Genomic DNA, 18,083 nt, shown 5'->3' on the forward strand with positions numbered 1-18,083 from the left:
CCCACGTCATGAGCCAGCCGCCTCCGCCGCCCAACCAGCCCCCGCAGCAGCCGGGGTTCGGGCCGCCGCAGGAACCGTCGGAGCCGCAGACGCCGGCGCCCTCGGCTCCCGCCACGCCTCCCACCCCGCCCGCGCAGCCGCCCGCCGGGCCCGACCTGAACAAGGCGCCCCAGCCGCAGCCGGGTTACGGCTACCCGCAGGCGCCGGGGACCCCGCCGCCGGCCGCGCCGCCGACGCCCCCGCAGGGGCCCGGCTACGGCTACCCGCAGCAGCCGCCGCCGGCCGGTTACGGCTACCCGGCTCAGCAGCCCGGCCCGTACGGTCAGCCCGGTCCCTACGGCCAGCCGCAGCAGCCGGGACCGTACGGGCAGCAGCCCCCCTACGGCTACGCGCAGCCGACCGTGCCGATGCAGGCGCAGGCCGGACAGCCCGGCGGCGGCCGGAAGATCAACTCCCAGGTGGCCATCATCGTGTCGGCGGTCGTCGCGATCGCGCTGATCGTCGGCGGCGGCGTCTGGTACGCGAACTCCTCCGGCAAGGACGACGACAAGCAGACCACCGCCGAGGGCGGCGACACCAAGGGCGGCAAGGGCGACGGCAAGGAGGGCGGCTCCGGCGACGGGGGCGCCACCACCGGCGAGGCCGAGGAGAAGGCGCCCGCCGCCACCGGGTCCAAGGTGCTGTTCCAGGTGCCCTCGCCCAAGGTGCCCAAGGGCACCACGAGCATCTCCATCGCCGGTTCCTGGCTGACCGACTCCGTCTACGCCAAGAGCGGGCTGTCGGAGATCACCGGCTACGACCGCAAGACCGGCACCAAGAAGTGGACGCTGGACCTTCCCGGCCCGGTGTGCGCGGCGACCCCGCACCTCACCGAGGACGACAAGACGGCGATCGCCCACAAGCCGGCCATGCCGAGCAAGGCGAACCCCCAGGCCTGCACCGAGGTCGCGGTGATCGACCTGGAGACCGGCACCAAGGTGTGGACCAAGACCGCCAAGTCCGGCACCATGCCGATCAGCTTCAACAACGTGACGCTTGGCGGCGGCACCGTCGCGGCCGGCTCCACCAGCGGCGGCGCCGCCTGGGACCTCGCCACCGGTGACGAGCGCTGGGCGCCCAAGACGTCCGACTCCTGCTACGACGCCGGGTACGGCGGCGGCGCCAAGCTGGTTGCCGTCCGCAAGTGCGGCTCCTACGACCAGCGTCAGCTGCACATCCAGAACGTCGACCCCAAGACGGGCGACATCCTCGCCGAGTACAAGATGGACGAGGGCATCGAGTACGCGGCCGTCGTCTCCACCGACCCGCTCGTGGTGGCCGCCGACGTCGGTGACACCGCCGGGGACGGCAGCGGCATCTCCGACTTCTTCTCCATCGACAACAAGACCGGCAAGCTGCGCGCCCGCCTCTCCGCGCCGGGCGACGAGTTCGCCGCCCGCTGCGACGCCATCTACAAGGTGGAGAACTGCACGGGCGTGACGGTCGGCAACGACCGGCTGTACATCGCCACCGAGGAGCACGACAGCGGCGGCGACTCCTACGGCCAGACCAACGAGGTCGTCGCCTTCGACCTGGCCACCGGCAAGCAGACCGGCCAGCGCGCCGACGCCGGCGAGAACTACGAGATCTTCCCGCTGCGCATGGACGGCCCCAACGTCATCGCGTACAAGCGGCCGCCGTACGACAAGGGCGGGCAGGTCGTCAGCATCGACGGCGAGTCCTTCAAGGAGACGCTCCTGATGGAGAACCCGTCGACGGAGGCGGTGCGTGACGTGGAGTCGCGGAAGTCGCCGGACTACTCGGAGATCCAGTTCGGGCAGGGCGGGCTGTACATGTCCTCCGTGTACGCCAGTGACTTCACGAGCCGTGAGAAGGAGTACTCGGTGATCGCCTTCGGTACGGAGTGATCGTTCGCGGTCGCTCCGCGGGTTCGCCGACGGCCCCGTCCCTGTTCAGGGACGGGGCCGTTCGCGTACCGCTCATCACACGCTCTTCGCCATCGAACACGAGAATTTCGGCGTTCCGGGGCGATTCTCGCCGGTAGGGGGAGCGCGACGTCGAACAAGCGTGTAGCTTCCGGGGGCATCCGGGGGTGTGTGTTGTCTGGGGGGATGGTTGTCCGATGGGAGTGCGGCTGATGGTGGTCGACGACCACCGACTGCTCGCCGAGGCGCTGGCCTCGGCGCTGAAGCTGCGAGGGCACAGGGTGCTGGCCGCGGCGGCGCCCGCGGCGGGGGCCGCGGACCTGGTGATCAGCAGGGCGCCGGAGGTCTGCCTGCTGGGGACGGCGGCGCCGGCGGAGGCCGGGACGTTCGACCCGGTGGTGAAGATCAAGCGGGAGCGGCCGCAGGTGGCGGTCGTGGTGCTGGGGCCGGTGCCGTCGCCGCGGGGGATCGCGGCGGCGTTCGCGGCAGGGGCGTCGGGGTACGTACGGCACGACGAGCGGATCGAGGGCGTCGAGCGGGCGATGCTGAAGGCGCGGGCGGGGGAGGCGGCGGTGGCGCCCGCGTTGTTGCAGGGGGCGTTCGGGGAGCTGCTGAATCCCGCGGCTCAGCCGGACGACGAGGGGGCGCGGTTGTTGTCGATGCTGACGCCTAGGGAGGTGGAGGTGCTGGTGCGGGTCGCCGAGGGGGAGGACACGCGGCTGATCGCGGCGGGGATGGGGATCGCGCCGTCGACGGCGCGGACGCATGTGCAGAGGGTGTTGATGAAGCTGGGGGTGGGGTCGAGGCTGGAGGCGGCGGCGCTGGCGGCGCGTACGGGGTTGCTGGACCGGGCGTCGACTCGGTCGTGACGTCTGCGTAGGCCTGCGGCGCGGGGTCCTGTCCGGTGGGGCTGAGGTCCGGCGGCCGCCCGGCGGCTGGTGGAGGGCTGAGGTGTGACGCCTGCGGCGCATCGTGCCGTCCGGCGGGGGCGGGCGTAGCGCCCAGGACTGGTGGGTGGTGGCGGGGCCGCGGCGGGGGTGGTCGTCCTCGGTCTGGCGCGAGAGTGCGTGTTGCATTGCGCAGGGCGCGGACGCGCCAGCCGCTGCGGGCGCCCACCCCCACCCCGTCCCCTCCCCGCCGTACGCGGCCACACCGACACCTCTGGCGGGGCGTCGCCCCGCCAACTGCGGGCATTCGTGCCGCCTAGGGCGGCACGGGTGGGCGCGGCGGCGCCCTGTCGGCGCCGGTGCGCCACCGGCCCCCGGCCAGCACCAACGCGGTGGCCTGCCTACGCACACGGGGTGTGCGACCCCCGTACGTGAGGGTGCACACCCCGTATGAAGGGGGACGGGCGTCAGGGAGTGGGCGTGTCCTCGTCCTCAGGGACCGCCGGTGGGGGCGGGGTCGGGCGGAGCCAGAGCCAGAGGAGGAACAGGAGGCCGAGGATCAGCATCCCCAGCCCCGTCCACAGGTTGATGTTGACCCCCTCCGCCTTCTCGATGTCGGCATCCGACGCGGTGAACCCGGCGATCATCACGATCACCCCGTACACGACGAACAACCCACCGATGATCCGCCGGATGTCGAACAACCGGGCGGCCGTCGCGGACTTGGTCTCCAGCTCGGTGATCTCCTTCTGGAGGTCACTCTCGGAGTTGTGCTCGGACATGCTCTCTCAATCCTCCCGCGGTCAGAACGAGAACGGGATGTAGCAGGCGGCAGCCAGAATCACCGCGCCCCAGCCCAGCAGCGCCGGCTTGCGGTACCACGCGTCGTCGCCCTCCGCGGGCGGCTCCGCCATGCCGGGCGAGCGGGTGCCGTACACCAGCCCCTGCAGCTCGGCCATCGGCTTGGGCGCCGTGAACAGCGACACGGCGACCATGACCACCGCGCCCGCGACGAAGCCGGCGATCGCGGAGACGAAGTTGGCGCCCTGGTCGGAGGGGATGTCGATGATGCCCTGCTCGTAGATGACGAAGTAGTTGACCATCGCGGCGGTGGTGCCGGCGATCAGGCCCCAGAAGCCCGACTTCATCGACGCGCGCTTCCAGAACATGCCGATGATGAAGACGACGAACATCGGCACGTTGAAGAAGGAGAACAGCGTCTGGAGGTAGGCCATGATGTTGGAGAAGGAGCTGGCCAGGAACGCCGTGCCGATGGAGGCGACCACGCCGATCGCGGTGATCAGGCGGCCGAAGCGCACGTAGTAGGAGTCCTCGCGGTCCGTCACCACGTACTTCGCCCAGATGTCCGAGGTGAAGACGGTGTTGAACGAGGAGACGTTCGCGGCCATGCCCGCCATGAACGCGGCCAGCAGACCGGTCACGGCGATGCCGAGCACGCCGTTGGGCAGCAGTTGCTGCATCAGGTACGGGATGGCGTCGTTGTACTGCAGGTCCGAGCCGCTGGTGCCGATCTTCGGGACCAGCACGGCGGCGACCAGACCGGGGATCATCACCAGGAAGACGATGAAGATCTTCGGGAAGGCGGCGATGAGGGGGGTGCGCTGGGCCGCCGACAGGTTCTTCGCGGACAGCGCGCGCTGCACCTCGGCGAAGTTGGTCGTCCAGTAGCCGAAGGAGAGGACGAAGCCGAGGCCGAGGACGATGGTCAGCCAGTTGGCGCCGAGCGGGTTGTCGCTGCCGATGCCGGTGCCGCCCCAGGCGGTGACGAAGTTGTCGCCGTGCGCCTTGGTGAGGGAGTCGGTGAGGCCGTCCCAGCCTCCGACGCTCTTCAGGCCGAGCACGGTGATCGGGATGAGCGCCGCCAGGATGACGAAGAACTGCAGGACCTCGTTGTAGATCGCCGAGGACAGACCGCCCAGGGTGATGTAGCCCAGGACGAAGGCGCCGGCGACGACGATGGCCACCCACTGCGGCCAGCCGAGGAGCGCCTCGACGACGATCGCCAGGGCGTAGAGGTTGACGCCCGCGATGAGGATGGCGGCCGCCGCGAAGAGGATCGAGCTCAGCAGGTGCGCCGCCTTGTCGAAGCGCATCAGCAGGAACTCGGGGACCGAGCGGACCTTGGAGCCGTAGTAGAACGGCATCATCACGAGGCCCAGGAACACCATCGCGGGGATGGCGCCGATCCAGTACCAGTGCGTGGTGTAGACGCCGTACTGCGCGCTGTTCGCGGCCATGCCGAGGATCTCGGTGGCACCGAGGTTGGCGGCGATGAAGGCCAGTCCGGTGACCCAGGCGGGCAGCGAGCGCCCGGAGAGGAAGAAGTCCAGGCTGGTCTTGACCGACCGGCGGGCGGCGAAGCCGATGCCCAGCACGACGACGAAGTAGATCCCGAGGATCGTGTAGTCCAGCCAGTTGGTGGGGAGCCGAAGCTCCGCGGCCAGGTATGTGGGGGTATGCATACGCACTCGCTTCGTTCGCGAACTGATCCGACGCGGAATCTACGCCTCCGTGTTCAGTTGATGAACACGTTCCTACACGTTCTTTGTTTGATCGTGATGAGCGTTGCGGGGTGGTGGGTTGTGATGTGTTATGTTCGATTGTGTTGGGTGACTGGCGGGTGCGGAGGAGTGGCACAGTGAAGAAGACCTCGACCCGGCTGGCCGACGGCCGCGAGCTCATCTACTACGACCTCGGTGACGACACCGTCCGGGACGCGGTCGACCGCCGTCCGCTGGACGCCACCGTCACCACCTCCGAGATCCGGCACGACGCCCTGCTGGGCGACGCCGTCGCCGTCGCCTCGCACCGGCAGGGGCGTACGTATCACCCGCCGGCCGACCAGTGCCCGCTGTGTCCGTCGGACGGTGAGCGGCTGAGCGAGATCCCCGACTCCTCGTACGACGTGGTGGTCTTCGAGAACCGCTTCCCCTCGCTCGCCGGGGACTCCGGCCGCTGCGAGGTCGTCTGCTTCACCTCGGACCACAACGCCTCCTTCGCCTCGCTGGGCGAACGGCAGGCGCGGCTGGTGCTGGACGCCTGGACGGACCGCACGTCCGAGCTGTCGCATCTGCCCTCCGTTGAACAGGTGTTCTGCTTCGAGAACCGGGGCGCCGAGATCGGGGTCACCCTCCAGCACCCCCACGGGCAGATCTACGCCTACCCCTTCACCACTCCCCGCACCGCCCTGATGCTGCGTCAGGTGGCGGCGCACAAGGAGGCGACGGGCGGGGAGAACCTGTTCGACGCCGTGGTCGAGCGGGAACGCGCCGGCGAGCGGGTCGTCCTGGAGGGCGAACACTGGGTGGCGTTCGTGCCGTACGCGGCGCACTGGCCGTACGAGGTGCACCTGTACCCCAAGCGCAGGGTGCCCGACCTGCTGGGACTCGACGAGGCGGCGCGCGCGGAGTTCCCCCGGGTGTACCTGGAACTGCTCAGGCGCTTCGACCGGATCTTCGGGGAGAACGAGCCGCCGACGCCGTACATCGCCGCCTGGCACCAGGCGCCGTTCGGACCGCTGGACGACTTCGAGGGCGTGACACGCGACGACTTCGCGCTGCACCTGGAGCTTTTCACCATCCGCCGTACGTCCGGCAAGCTTAAGTTCCTCGCGGGCTCCGAGTCCGGCATGAACGTGTTCATCAACGACGTGCCGCCGGAGCGTGCGGCCGAGCGACTGCGGGAGGTAGCGAGTTCATGAGCGGGAAGTACCTGGTCACAGGGGGCGCGGGATACGTAGGCAGCGTCGTCGCCCAGCATCTGGTCGAGGCCGGTCACGAGGTCGTCGTGCTCGACAACCTCTCCACCGGCTTCCGCGAGGGCGTTCCCGCGGGCGCCACGTTCGTCGAGGGCGACATCCGCGATGCCGCCAAGTGGCTGGACGCCTCGTTCGACGGCGTGCTGCACTTCGCCGCCTTCTCGCAGGTCGGCGAGTCCGTGCAGAAGCCGGAGAAGTACTGGGACAACAACGTCGGCGGCACCATGGCACTGCTCGGCGCCATGCGCGAGGCCGGAGTGCGCCGCCTGGTGTTCTCCTCCACGGCGGCCACGTACGGTGAGCCCGAGCAGGTCCCGATTCCGGAGACCGCCCCCACCCGCCCCACCAGCCCCTACGGCGCCTCCAAACTCGCCGTCGACCACATGATCAGCGGCGAGGCCCGGGCCCACGGGCTCGGCGCGGTCTCCCTGCGCTACTTCAACGTCGCCGGCGCCTACGGGGCGTACGGCGAGCGCCACGACCCCGAGTCGCACCTCATCCCCCTGGTACTCCAGGTCGCCCAGGGCCGGCGCGAGTCGATCTCCGTCTACGGCGACGACTACCCGACGCCCGACGGCACCTGCGTACGGGACTACATCCACGTCGCCGACCTGGCCGAGGCGCACCTGCTCGCGCTGAAGACGGCCACGCCCGGCGAGCACCTGATCTGCAACCTCGGCAACGGCAACGGCTTCTCGGTCCGCGAGGTCGTCGAGACCGTCCGCAAGGTCACCGGGCATCCGATCCCCGAGGTCGTCGCACCGCGCCGGGACGGCGACCCCGCGGTCCTGGTGGCGTCCGCCGCGACGGCCCGCGAGAAGCTCGGCTGGAACCCGTCGCGCGCGGACCTCGAGGGGATCGTCGCGGACGCGTGGGAGTTCGCGCAGCAGCGCGGCAACTAGTAGGCAACGAAGGGTCAGGGGTCAGGGCATGAGCGAGTCCAGCGCGGCCGCCGCGGAAGCCGTCGCCGCACGGTTCGAGGAGCTGTACGGGAGCGCGCCCGACGGGGTGTGGGCGGCACCCGGCCGGGTCAACCTCATCGGCGAGCACACCGACTACAACGACGGCTTCGTCATGCCGTTCGCCCTGCCGCACACCGCGGTGGCGGCGGTGTCCCGGCGCGACGACGGCGTCCTGCGGCTGCACTCCGACGACATCGGGGGCCGAGTCGTGGAGCTCTCCGTCGACGACCTCGTCCCCGAGTCCGACAAGCGCTGGACCGCCTACCCGGCGGGCGTCGTCTGGGCGCTGCGCGAGGCCGGCCACGCGGTCACCGGCGCGGACGTCCACCTCGCGTCCAGCGTCCCGGCGGGCGCCGGCCTGTCCTCCTCGGCCGCCCTGGAGGTCGTGGTCGCCCTCGCGCTGAACGACCTGTACGACCTGGGGCTGCGCGGCTGGCAGCTCGCCCGGCTGTCCCAGCGCGCGGAGAACGTCTACGTCGGCGCGCCGGTCGGCATCATGGACCAGACGGCCTCCGCCTGCTGCGAGGCGGGCCACGCCCTCTTCCTCGACACCCGCGACCTGTCCCAGCGTCAGATCCCCTTCGACCTGGCCGCGGAGGGCATGCGCCTGCTCGTCGTCGACACCCGGGTCAAGCACAGCCACAGCGAGGGCGAGTACGGCAAGCGCCGCGAGGGCTGCGAGAAGGGCGCCGCCCTGCTCGGCGTCGACGCCCTGCGGGACGTGGCCCACGACGACCTGGACGCGGCGCTGGTCCGCCTCGGCGACGACGAGGAGGTCCGCCGTCTGGTCCGCCACGTGGTGACCGAGGACCGGCGCGTCGAGCAGGTCGTCTCCCTCCTGGAGTCCGGTGACACCCGCGCCATCGGTCCGCTCCTGATCGAGGGCCACGCCTCCCTCCGCGACGACTTCCGCGTCTCCTGCCCGGAACTCGACCTGGTCGTCGACACGGCGGTGTCGGCCGGCGCGCTGGGCGCCCGCATGACGGGCGGCGGCTTCGGCGGCTCGGCGATCGTGCTGGTGGAGGAGGGTGACGTTCCGGCGGTCACCAAGGCGGTCGAGGAGGCCTTCACGGCGGCGGGGTTCAAGACGCCCCGCGTCTTCGAGGCGGTGCCCTCGGCGGGGGCGCGGCGGGTCCGGTAGTCACGCGGTTGCCTCCGGATGTCCTCGCCCGGCCGTCCCCGGGCGGGGGCATCGCCCGGTTGCGGCGCACGTCGGCTGGATCGCCACCTTCCGCATGTGAATGAATGCGGAACGTTGCTATCCGCTCACCGCTTCTCGTGGGCCTCGGCGAAAGGGCACAGCCATGTCTTCGGCCATGCGCAGGACGGCCAGAACCCCGGCCCTACGGTGGCCGGCCGCCGCAGCCGTCGTGCTGGGCGCCTGCCTGACGCTCGCCGGCCCGGCACCGAGCGTCGGCGCGGCGCCCACCGACCCCGTGCCGACCGTCTTCTTCGGCGACTCCTACACCGCCAACTACGGCATCCCGCCGCTTGACCGCGAGAGCATCCCGAGTGTCCTCTGCCTCCGGTCGACGGAGAACTTCCCCGCCGTCGCCACCCGGCGCATCGCGGAGCAGGGCGTCAGGCTCGACATCCAGGCGGACGTCTCCTGCTCAGGGGCCCGCGTCCACCACTTCTGGGAGAAGCAGGAGCTGCCCTTCGCCCGCGGGGAGGTCCCGCCGCAGAACGAGGCGCTCACGAACGACACCCTGCTGGCCGTGGGCAGCACGGGCGGCAACACGCTGGGCTTCCACGACATCCTGAAGCAGTGTTCCGCCGTGCTCAGGGGGCAGTCGGTGCTGCCGGGGAAGCCGGTGGACGAGGGCGAACCGGCGGCCGGGTGCGCCGGGTTCTTCACGTCCGGCGACGGGAAGCGGTGGCTGGACGACCGGTTCGCACGGGTCGCGTCCGACCTGGAGCGGATGCTCGAGGACATCCGGTCCCTCGCCCCCCGGGCGCAGCCCGTCCTCGTCGGCTATCCCAGACTCGTGCCCGAGGACACCGCCAGGTGCCTGACCCCCGCGCCGGGGCAGACCCGACTGCCCCTCGCTGACATCCCCCAGGACGCCATGCCGGTCCTGGACCGGATCCAGAAGCGGCTGGACGACGTGATGAAGAAGGCAGCCGCGGATCTGGGGGCCGACTACGTCGACCTCTACGCCCGGACAGGCGGCAACACCGTGTGCGACGGCGCCGACCGGGGCATCGGCGGCCTGCTGGAGACCTCCTCGTCCCTGCTGCCGTGGTACGCGCACCCCAACGAGAAGGGCCGCGACATCCAGGCCGGGACGGTCGCCGGCAGGGTCGTGGAGATCCTCGGCAGGGCCGAGGCGGGTGTGGGCCGACGGTCCTGAGGAAGCGCCCCCGGTGATCACCCCAGCCGCTTCGTCAGCGTGTACTCCGTGATCCCCGGCGGATAGTCGGGGATCACGCACACCACCTCGTACCCCTGCTTCCGGTAGAAGTCCGGGGCCTGGAAGTCCCATGTCTCCACTCGGCTGCGCGTGCAGGCGCGTTCGGTGACGGCCAGGCGTTCCGCCTCGGTCAGGAGCGTGGAGCCGAGGCCCGCGCCGCGGTGGGCCTCGTCGACCCAGAGGTAGGTCACGTGGAGCCACGTCGTCCAGGTGTGGCCGACCAGACCGCCCGCGAGTCGGCCGTTCGCGTCCGAAGCCCACACGTGCAAAGGGGATTCGCGCGCGGCGGGGGTTCCGCGCAGAGCGCGCAGGACCGGCGAGGCCGCCGTGTTGGTGTCCCGGAGCCGCCTGTGGAGCAGATCGCGTCGGGCCTTGTCGACTTCTGTCTCAAGACGAAACATGCGGCACACCATAAACGCGTAAGACCGCAAGTTCTGCAAATCAGCTTCCGCTCCGGGCCCCCGCCCGTACTCTGATGAACAGCGCCGGTGGGGGCCGGCGTGCGTTCAGGGGGCGAGACAGCCGGACACGGCGTCCGGGGCGGGGGAGGCGGTTGTCGCGCGGCGGCGGCCGTGCGGACGACGCCGTCCCGTCCCGCGTCCGGCGCGGAAAGCCACGGGGGCCTCGGTGCCGTGTCCGCGCCGGTGTCGTCCACCGGCGACGGGGTAGTCCCCTGCTCTGGGAAGAGCTTGGGGAAGGGGGTTACGTGGTTCGCATTCGAGTCCTGGTCGTCGACGACCACCGCATCTTCGCCGAGTCGCTGGCCGCGGCGCTGGCCGCGGAGCCCGACGTCGACGTGTCCGCGGCGGGCAGCGGTCCGGCGGCGCTGCGGTGCCTGGAGCGGGCGGCGGCCGAGGGGCGGCGGTTCGACGTCATGCTCGTCGACGCCGACCTGGGCGTCCCGGCGCCGGACGGGCGCCCGTCCGTGCCCGTGCAGGCCGTCGACGAGGACGGCGCCGTGGACGGCATCTCCCTGGTGAGCGGTGTGCGTTCGGCGCAGCCGCAGGTGCGGGTCGTGGTGCTCGCCGAGAAGGACGACCCGTCCCGCGCCGCCCTCGCCCTCCAGGCGGGCGCCTCCGGCTGGGTCGCCAAGGACTGCTCGCTGAGCCGGCTGCTCACCGTCATCCGGGGCGTGCTGCGCGACGAGACCCATCTGCCGCCCGCGCTCCTGACCGGCGTCCTGCGGGAGCTGACGGCAGCCCGGCGTCATCGCACGGAGAGCGAGCAGCTCGTGGAGTCGCTCACCCCGCGCGAGCGGGAGGTGCTGCGCTGCATGGTCGCCGGCCTGGGACGCAAGGCCGTCGCCGAGCGCCTCTACCTGTCCCCGCACACCGTGCGCACCCACATGCAGAACGTCCTCGGCAAGCTGGGCGTGCACTCCACGCTGGCCGCCGTCGCCCTCGCCCGTCGGGCCGGCGTCGGACCGGTCGACCTATCCGGGGATGTTGTCGAACGGGGCGGTCAACTGGCGTAGCAGGCCGGCCAGTTCCACCCTCTGGGAGTGTGTGAGCTCGCCGAGGATCGCCCGCTCCTGGGCGAGCAGGCCCGCCAGCGCCTGGTCCGCGCGGTCCTTGCCCTCGTCGGTCAGCCGCACCAGCACACCGCGCCGGTCGCTGGGGTCGGGGAGCCGCTCCACCAGGCCCTTCTTGGCGAGCCGGTCGATGCGGTTGGTCATCGTGCCCGAGGTGACGAGTGTCTGTGTGAGGAGCTGCCCGGGGGACAGCTGGTACGGGGTGCCCGCGCGGCGCAGCGCGGTCAGCACGTCGAACTCCCAGGACTCCAGGCCGTGCTCGGTGAAGGCGAGGCGGCGTGCGCGGTCCAGGTGCCGGGCCAGTCTGCTGACCCGGCTGAGCACCTCGAGCGGTTCCACGTCGAGGTCCGGGCGCTCCCGGCGCCACGCTGCGACCAGCCGATCGACCTCGTCCTCCATAAGGATCAGTGTAGTGGTTGTGTCGATGTGAAGTCTCTTGATGTCAAGTCTCTTGACGTCGAGACTGTTGCCCGGCAGGCTGGAGGAGACGGCGATCCGCGATCCGGGAGGTCCCGTGTCCGCATCATCCGCCCGTCCCCTCTGGGATCCCGCCCAGTACCTGCGTCACGCCGGGCACCGCACCCGGCCCTTCACCGACCTGCTCGCCCGCGTCCCCGAGCTGCCCGGCGCCCCGCCCCGCATCGCCGACCTGGGCTGCGGCGCCGGCAACGTCACCGCCCTCCTCACCGAGCGCTGGCCCGCCGCCCACGTCACCGGCTACGACAACTCACCGGAGATGCTCGGCAAGGCCCGCGCCGACCACGAGGGCCCCACCGGCGGAGGCGGCCGCCTCGACTTCGCCCACGCCGACGCAGGCAGCTGGACACCCGGGGAGCCGTACGACCTGATCGTCAGCAACGCCACCCTGCAGTGGGTGCCCGGGCACGTGGAGCGGTTCCGCGACTGGACCGACGGGCTCGTGCCCGGCGGGGTCCTCGCCTTCCAGGTGCCCGGCAACTTCGACGCCCCCAGCCACACCCTGATGCGCGACCTCGCCGCCTCCCCGCGGTGGCGCGGCCGGCTGTCCGGCGTGCTGCGCCACGAGGACGCCGTCCTGCCGCCCGAGGGATACCTGGACCGCCTGGCCGCCCTCGGCTGCGCCGTCGACGCCTGGGAGACCACATACGTTCACCTGCTGACGGGGGAGGACCCCGTGCTCGACTGGGTGAAGGGGACCGGGCTGCGGCCCGTCCTCACCGCCCTGGACGGCGACCCCGGGGCGCGGGACTCCTTCCTCGACGAGTACCGCATCGCGCTGCGCGACGCCTACCCGGCCACCGCGCACGGCACCCCGTTCCGGTTCCGCCGCGTCTTCGCCGTGGCCGTCAAGGAGGCCTGACCGTGCTGACCGCCCTGGACCATGTGCAGCTCGCCGCCCCGCCCGGCTCCGAGGACCTTCTGCGCGCCTTCTACTCCGGCGCCCTCGGTCTCACCGAGGTGCCGAAACCGCCCGCCCTCGCCGCGCGCGGCGGCTGCTGGTTCGAGACCGGGGACATACGGCTCCACCTGGGCGTCGAGCGGGATTTCCGCCCCGCCCGCAAGGCCCACCCCGGCCTGCGGGTCACCGGCATCGAGGCGCTCGCCGCCCGGCTGGCCGCCCACGGCGCCCCGGTCACCTGGGACGACGAGCTCCCCGGCCACCGCCGTTTCTTCAGCTGGGACCCGGTCGGCAACCGCCTGGAGTTCCTGGAGAGCGCGCCCGCGGACCAGGGCCCGCGGCAGCGGAGCCTGCCCGCCGGCTAGGCCTTGCGGTGGCCTATCAGCCGCGGTTTCGGCTCGAGGCCGTCCAGACCGTGCCAGGCGAGGTTCACCAGATGGGCCGCCACCTCCGCCTTCTTCGGCTTGCGCACGTCCAGCCACCACTGGCCGGTCAGCGCCACCATCCCGACCAGCGCCTGCGCGTACAGCGGGGCCAACTTCGGGTCGAAGCCGCGGGACTTGAACTCGCGTCCCAGGATGTCCTCCACCTGGGTGGCGATGTCCGAGATCAGCGAGGCGAACGACCCCGTCGACTGAGGGATGGGGGAGTCACGGACCAGGATGCGGAACCCGTCCGTGTACTCCTCGATGTAGTCCAGCAGCGCGAACGCGGCCTGCTCGCACAGCTCCCGCGGATGACCGGCCGTCAGCGAGCCGGTCACCATGTCCAGCAGCCGCCGCATCTCCCGGTCCACCACGACCGCGTACAGCCCCTCCTTGCCGCCGAAGTGTTCGTACACCACGGGTTTGGAGACCCCGGCCTTCGCCGCGATCTCCTCCACCGACGTGCCTTCGAACCCCTTGGCCGCGAAGAGGGTGCGGCCGATCTCCAGCAGCTGCTGGCGGCGCTCGGCACCGGTCATCCGGGTGCGGCGCGCACGCCGCGGCTTGTCATTGCTTGGGGTGCTGGAGTCGGTCGCCACGGCGACCATCATGCCGCCTCGGCGGGTTCCTTCCCGCGCGGGGCGTCGCCAACCGGGCCGACACGGCGCGAATCGATACGCGAGCGTGACGGCCACCGCACGTCGTACGCCCAGCCCAGCTGCTCGAACCAGCGGATCAGCCGCGCCGAGGAATCCAGCTGCCAGCGCTCCACACCGTGCCGCGCCGACGTGGGGTCGGCGTGGTGCAGGTTGTGCCAGGACTCACCGCAGGACAGGATCGCCAGCCACCACACGTTGCCCGAGCGGTCCCGCGACTTGAACGGACGCTTGCCGACCGCGTGGCAGATCGAGTTGATCGACCACGTCACATGGTGCAGCAGAGCCACCCGGACGAGTGAACCCCAGAAGAAGCCGGTGAACGCGCCCCACCACGACATCGTCACCAGACCGCCGATCAGCGCGGGCAGCCCCAGCGACAGCACCGTCCACAGCACGAACAGGCGGGAGATGCGCCGCATCGCCGGGTCCTTGATCAGATCCGGCGCGTACTTGTCCTGCGGAGTCTGCTCCTCGTCGAACATCCACCCGATGTGCGCCCACCACAGGCCCTTCATCAGCGCCGGGACGGACTCCCCGTACCGCCACGGCGAGTGCGGGTCGCCCTCCGCGTCGGAGAACTTGTGATGCTTGCGGTGGTCGGCCACCCAGCGCACCAGCGGTCCCTCGACCGCCATCGAACCGGCGATCGCCAGCGCGATCTTCAACGGGCGCTTCGCCTTGAACGAACCGTGCGTGAAGTGACGGTGGAACCCGATGGTGATGCCGTGGCATCCCAGGTAGTAGAAGAAGACCAGCAGGCCGAGGTCCAGCCAGCTGACCCCCCATCCCCACGCCAGCGGCACGGCCGCGAGCAGCGCGAGGAAGGGGACGACGATGAACAGGAGCAGCGTGATCTGCTCGATGGACCGTTTCCGCTCCCCGCCCAGCGTGGCGGAGGATGCGGCGTCGTCGGGCCGGGACTGCTTCCGTGCTTCGTCGAGCACATCGGAGCTTGAGGTCATGCGTTCCCCTGTGGGGTATGTGGACTGAGGGAAGGTGCCGAACCGCCGGAACCGCATCGCTTTCCTACGGTCCCGTAACCTACGGCATCGTAAGTATGGCAGTGCGTCGCCCCGCGGCAAGAGCCCGTGGGCCAGCGCGTCCGGCTCGACACCTATCCTTGGAAGTCGGTCGGACAGCGCGGTCCGCTCTGACTTCTTCCCGGACGTACGGCCCGCAAGCGGCGCACGCCGCGCGAGACGCTCGTTCGGGTTCCCTCCCAGACGATCCCTACCCGTCGCCCGCCACGCCCTTCCGAGGAGCCGGCGCGACACCCGACTTCGATCACTGCAAGGAGCCGCACCTGTGAGCAGTGCCGACGACCAGACCACCACGACGAGCGCCGAACTGCGTGCCGACATCCGCCGACTGGGCGACCTCCTCGGAGAGACGCTCGTCCGGCAGGAGGGCCCCGAGCTCCTCGACCTCGTCGAGAAGGTCCGCCGCCTCACCCGAGAGGACGGCGAGGCCGCCGCCGAGCTGCTGCGCGGCACCGAACTGGAGACGGCCGCCAAGCTGGTGCGCGCCTTCTCCACCTACTTCCACCTGGCCAACGTCACCGAACAGGTGCACCGCGGACGCGAACTCGCCGCCCGCCGCGCCGCCGAGGGCGGCCTGCTCTCCCGCACCGCCGACCGGCTCAAGGACGCCGACCCCGAGCACCTGCGCCAGACCGTGCGGCACCTCAACGTGCGCCCCGTGTTCACCGCCCACCCCACCGAAGCGGCCCGCCGCTCCGTCCTCAACAAGCTCCGCCGCATCGCCGCCCTCCTGGAGACGCCGGTCCTCGCCTCCGACCGGCGCCGCCTCGACACCCGGCTGGCGGAGAACATCGACCTCGTCTGGCAGACGGACGAACTGCGCGTGGTACGCCCCGAGCCCGCCGACGAGGCCCGCAACGCCATCTACTACCTCGACGAGCTGCACGCCGGCGCCGTCGGCGACGTCCTGGAGGACCTCACCGCCGAACTGGAGCGCGTCGGCGTCCATCTGCCGGACGACACCCGCCCGCTGACCTTCGGCACCTGGATCGGCGGCGACCGCGACGGCAACCCCAACGTCACCCCCCAGGTCACCTGGGACGTCCTGATCCTCCAGCACGAGCACGGCATCAACGACGCCCTGGAGATGATCGACGAACTGCGCGGCTTCCTCTCCAACTCCATCCGCTACACCGGAGCCACCGAGGAACTGCTCACCTCCCTCCAGGCCGACCTGGAGTCGCTGCCCGAGATCAGCCCCCGCTACAAGCGGCTCAACGCCGAGGAGCCCTACCGGCTCAAGGCCACCTGCATCCGGCAGAAGCTGGAGAACACCAAGCTCCGCCTCGCCAAGGGCACCCCGCACGAGCCCGGCCGCGACTACCTCGGCACCAGCGAGCTCATCACCGACCTGCGGATCATCCAGGCGTCCCTGCGCGAGCACCGCGGCGGCCTCTTCGCCGACGGACGCCTCGCCCGCACCATCCGCACCCTCGCCGCCTTCGGCCTCCAGCTCGCCACCATGGACGTGCGCGAGCACGCCGACGCCCACCACCACGCCCTCGGCCAGCTGTTCGACCGGCTCGGCGAGGAGTCCTGGCGCTACGCCGACATGCCCCGCGACTACCGCGCCAAGCTCCTCGCCAAGGAGCTGCGCTCCCGCCGCCCGCTGGCGCCCACACCGGCGCCCGTCGACGAGGCCGGCGAGAAGACCCTCGGGGTCTTCCGGACCGTCAAGCGCGCCCTGGCGGTCTTCGGCCCCGAGGTCGTCGAGTCGTACATCATCTCCATGTGCCAGGGCGCCGACGACGTGTTCGCCGCCGCCGTCCTCGCCCGCGAGGCCGGCCTCATCGACCTGCACGCCGGCTGGGCGAAGATCGGCATCGTGCCGCTCCTCGAGACGACGGACGAACTCAAGGCCGCCGACACGATCCTGGAGGACATGCTCGCCGACCCCTCCTACCGGCGCCTCGTCGCCCTGCGCGGCGACGTCCAGGAGGTCATGCTCGGCTACTCCGACTCCTCCAAGTTCGGCGGCATCACCACCAGCCAGTGGGAGATCCACCGCGCCCAGCGCCGGCTGCGCGACGTCGCCCACCGCTACGGCGTCCGGCTGCGCCTCTTCCACGGCCGCGGCGGCACCGTCGGCCGCGGCGGCGGCCCCACCCACGACGCCATCCTCGCCCAGCCCTGGGGCACCCTCGAAGGCGAGATCAAGGTCACCGAGCAGGGCGAGGTCATCTCCGACAAGTACCTCATCCCCTCCCTCGCCCGCGAGAACCTCGAACTGACCGTCGCCGCCACCCTCCAGGCCTCCGCCCTGCACACCGCGCCGCGCCAGTCCGTCGAGGCCCTCGCCCGCTGGGACGCCGCCATGGACGTCGTCTCCGACGCCGCCCACACGGCCTACCGGAAGCTCGTCGAGGACCCCGACCTGCCGACGTACTTCCTCGCCTCCACCCCGGTCGACCAGCTCGCCGAGCTGCACCTGGGCTCGCGGCCCTCCCGCCGCCCCGGCTCCGGCGTCTCCCTCGACGGCCTGCGCGCCATCCCATGGGTGTTCGGCTGGACCCAGTCCCGGCAGATCGTCCCCGGCTGGTTCGGCGTCGGCTCCGGCCTCAAGGCACTGCGCGAGGCCGGCCTGACCGCAACACTGGGAGGAGAGGGCGTGCTCGACGAGATGTACGAGCAGTGGCACTTCTTCCGCAACTTCATCTCCAACGTGGAGATGACCCTCGCCAAGACGGACCTGCGGATCGCCCAGCACTACGTCGACACCCTCGTCCCCGACGAGCTCAAGCACGTCTTCGACACCATCAAGGCGGAGCACGCCCTCACCGTCACCGAGGTGCTGCGCGTCACCGGCGAGCAGGAACTGCTGGACGCCGACCCCGTCCTCAAGCAGACCTTCTCCATCCGCGACGCCTACCTGGACCCGATCTCCTACCTCCAGGTGGCCCTGCTCAAGCGCCAGCGCGACGCCGTCGCCGCCGGGGACCAGCCCGACCCGCTGCTCTCCCGCGCCCTGCTGCTGACCGTCAACGGCGTCGCCGCCGGCCTGCGCAACACCGGCTGACCCACGGACGCACGAAAGGGCGGCGCCCTCCGGCTCGCACGAACCGGAGGGCGCCGCCCCTCGTCGTG

Annotated in this window: 16 protein-coding genes; 10 read left to right on the plus strand and 6 right to left on the minus strand. The window is 71.2% G+C overall.

Annotated features, from left to right (window positions below; genetic code table 11):
* The first annotated feature begins 8 nt into the window (after window positions 1–8).
* Both ACF1AG_RS21365 and ACF1AG_RS21370 read left to right on the plus strand, forming a co-directional pair.
* Window positions 9–1,907, plus strand: a complete 1,899-nt coding sequence (locus ACF1AG_RS21365; protein WP_359601965.1) for a PQQ-binding-like beta-propeller repeat protein — start codon at window positions 9–11, stop codon at window positions 1,905–1,907.
* A gap of 215 nt (window positions 1,908–2,122) precedes the next feature.
* On the plus strand, window positions 2,123–2,794 hold the full coding sequence (locus ACF1AG_RS21370) for a LuxR C-terminal-related transcriptional regulator (protein ID WP_006135813.1): 672 nt from the start codon (window positions 2,123–2,125) through the stop codon (window positions 2,792–2,794).
* Between the two features lie 485 nt (window positions 2,795–3,279).
* Here the strand turns inward: ACF1AG_RS21370 and ACF1AG_RS21375 are convergent, their stop codons facing one another.
* A complete protein-coding gene (locus ACF1AG_RS21375) occupies window positions 3,280–3,594 on the minus strand; it encodes a hypothetical protein (RefSeq protein WP_359604080.1) in 315 nt (104 codons plus the stop codon).
* A gap of 21 nt (window positions 3,595–3,615) precedes the next feature.
* Entirely contained in the window at window positions 3,616–5,295 is a 1,680-nt protein-coding gene (locus tag ACF1AG_RS21380; protein ID WP_359604082.1) for a sodium:solute symporter family protein, read from the minus strand.
* 176 nt (window positions 5,296–5,471) lie between these two features.
* Between ACF1AG_RS21380 and galT the strand changes: the two genes are divergently transcribed.
* The 4 genes from galT to ACF1AG_RS21400 all read left to right on the plus strand — a co-directional run bounded on the left by galT (window position 5,472) and on the right by ACF1AG_RS21400 (window position 9,906).
* Window positions 5,472–6,533, plus strand: coding sequence for a galactose-1-phosphate uridylyltransferase (gene galT, locus ACF1AG_RS21385; RefSeq protein ID WP_359604083.1), 1,062 nt, complete (start codon window positions 5,472–5,474; stop codon window positions 6,531–6,533).
* The gene (gene galE, locus ACF1AG_RS21390) at window positions 6,530–7,492 is read left to right on the plus strand and encodes a UDP-glucose 4-epimerase GalE (protein ID WP_359604085.1); all 963 of its coding nucleotides are present in this window, start codon (window positions 6,530–6,532) and stop codon (window positions 7,490–7,492) included. Before galT ends, galE begins: the two co-directional genes overlap by 4 nt.
* Before the next feature lie 28 nt (window positions 7,493–7,520).
* A complete protein-coding gene (galK, locus tag ACF1AG_RS21395; protein WP_359604087.1) occupies window positions 7,521–8,693 on the plus strand; it encodes a galactokinase in 1,173 nt (390 codons plus the stop codon).
* A gap of 163 nt (window positions 8,694–8,856) precedes the next feature.
* On the plus strand, window positions 8,857–9,906 hold the full coding sequence (locus tag ACF1AG_RS21400; protein ID WP_391810208.1) for an SGNH/GDSL hydrolase family protein: 1,050 nt from the start codon (window positions 8,857–8,859) through the stop codon (window positions 9,904–9,906).
* A gap of 17 nt (window positions 9,907–9,923) precedes the next feature.
* On the opposite strand, the gene ACF1AG_RS21405 is transcribed toward ACF1AG_RS21400, so the two are convergent.
* Window positions 9,924–10,379, minus strand: coding sequence for a GNAT family N-acetyltransferase (locus tag ACF1AG_RS21405; RefSeq protein WP_359604117.1), 456 nt, complete (start codon window positions 10,377–10,379; stop codon window positions 9,924–9,926).
* 293 nt (window positions 10,380–10,672) lie between these two features.
* Between ACF1AG_RS21405 and ACF1AG_RS21410 the strand changes: the two genes are divergently transcribed.
* Window positions 10,673–11,440 carry a response regulator transcription factor gene (locus ACF1AG_RS21410; protein ID WP_359604090.1) on the plus strand — a complete coding sequence of 256 codons (768 nt, stop codon included), beginning with the start codon at window positions 10,673–10,675 and terminating at the stop codon, window positions 11,438–11,440.
* Here ACF1AG_RS21410 and ACF1AG_RS21415 read toward each other — a convergent pair.
* Entirely contained in the window at window positions 11,399–11,896 is a 498-nt protein-coding gene (locus ACF1AG_RS21415) for a MarR family winged helix-turn-helix transcriptional regulator (protein ID WP_048457365.1), read from the minus strand. The genes ACF1AG_RS21410 and ACF1AG_RS21415 overlap by 42 nt on opposite strands.
* Before the next feature lie 115 nt (window positions 11,897–12,011).
* Here ACF1AG_RS21415 and ACF1AG_RS21420 point away from each other — a divergent pair, with 115 nt between their 5' ends.
* Together ACF1AG_RS21420 and ACF1AG_RS21425 are read left to right on the plus strand one after the other, a co-directional pair.
* Window positions 12,012–12,836, plus strand: coding sequence for a trans-aconitate 2-methyltransferase (locus tag ACF1AG_RS21420; protein WP_359604092.1), 825 nt, complete (start codon window positions 12,012–12,014; stop codon window positions 12,834–12,836).
* Window positions 12,837–12,838: 2 nt separating this feature from the next.
* Complete coding sequence (locus ACF1AG_RS21425) at window positions 12,839–13,240, plus strand: VOC family protein (RefSeq protein ID WP_359604094.1); 402 nt, start codon at window positions 12,839–12,841, stop codon at window positions 13,238–13,240.
* Here the strand turns inward: ACF1AG_RS21425 and ACF1AG_RS21430 are convergent.
* Window positions 13,237–13,911, minus strand: a complete 675-nt coding sequence (locus ACF1AG_RS21430) for a TetR/AcrR family transcriptional regulator (protein WP_349791645.1) — start codon at window positions 13,909–13,911, stop codon at window positions 13,237–13,239. The genes ACF1AG_RS21425 and ACF1AG_RS21430 overlap by 4 nt on opposite strands.
* Window positions 13,908–14,921, minus strand: a complete 1,014-nt coding sequence (locus ACF1AG_RS21435; protein ID WP_359604096.1) for a fatty acid desaturase — start codon at window positions 14,919–14,921, stop codon at window positions 13,908–13,910. Before ACF1AG_RS21435 ends, ACF1AG_RS21430 begins: the two co-directional genes overlap by 4 nt.
* A 343-nt stretch (window positions 14,922–15,264) precedes the next feature.
* On the opposite strand from ACF1AG_RS21435, the gene ppc reads away from it, so the two are divergent.
* A complete protein-coding gene (ppc, locus tag ACF1AG_RS21440; RefSeq protein WP_359604098.1) occupies window positions 15,265–18,015 on the plus strand; it encodes a phosphoenolpyruvate carboxylase in 2,751 nt (916 codons plus the stop codon).
* Window positions 18,016–18,083: the final 68 nt, after the last annotated feature.

Source organism: Streptomyces sp. NPDC014764 (genome assembly GCF_043082785.1).
GTDB lineage: Bacteria > Actinomycetota > Actinomycetes > Streptomycetales > Streptomycetaceae > Streptomyces > Streptomyces althioticus.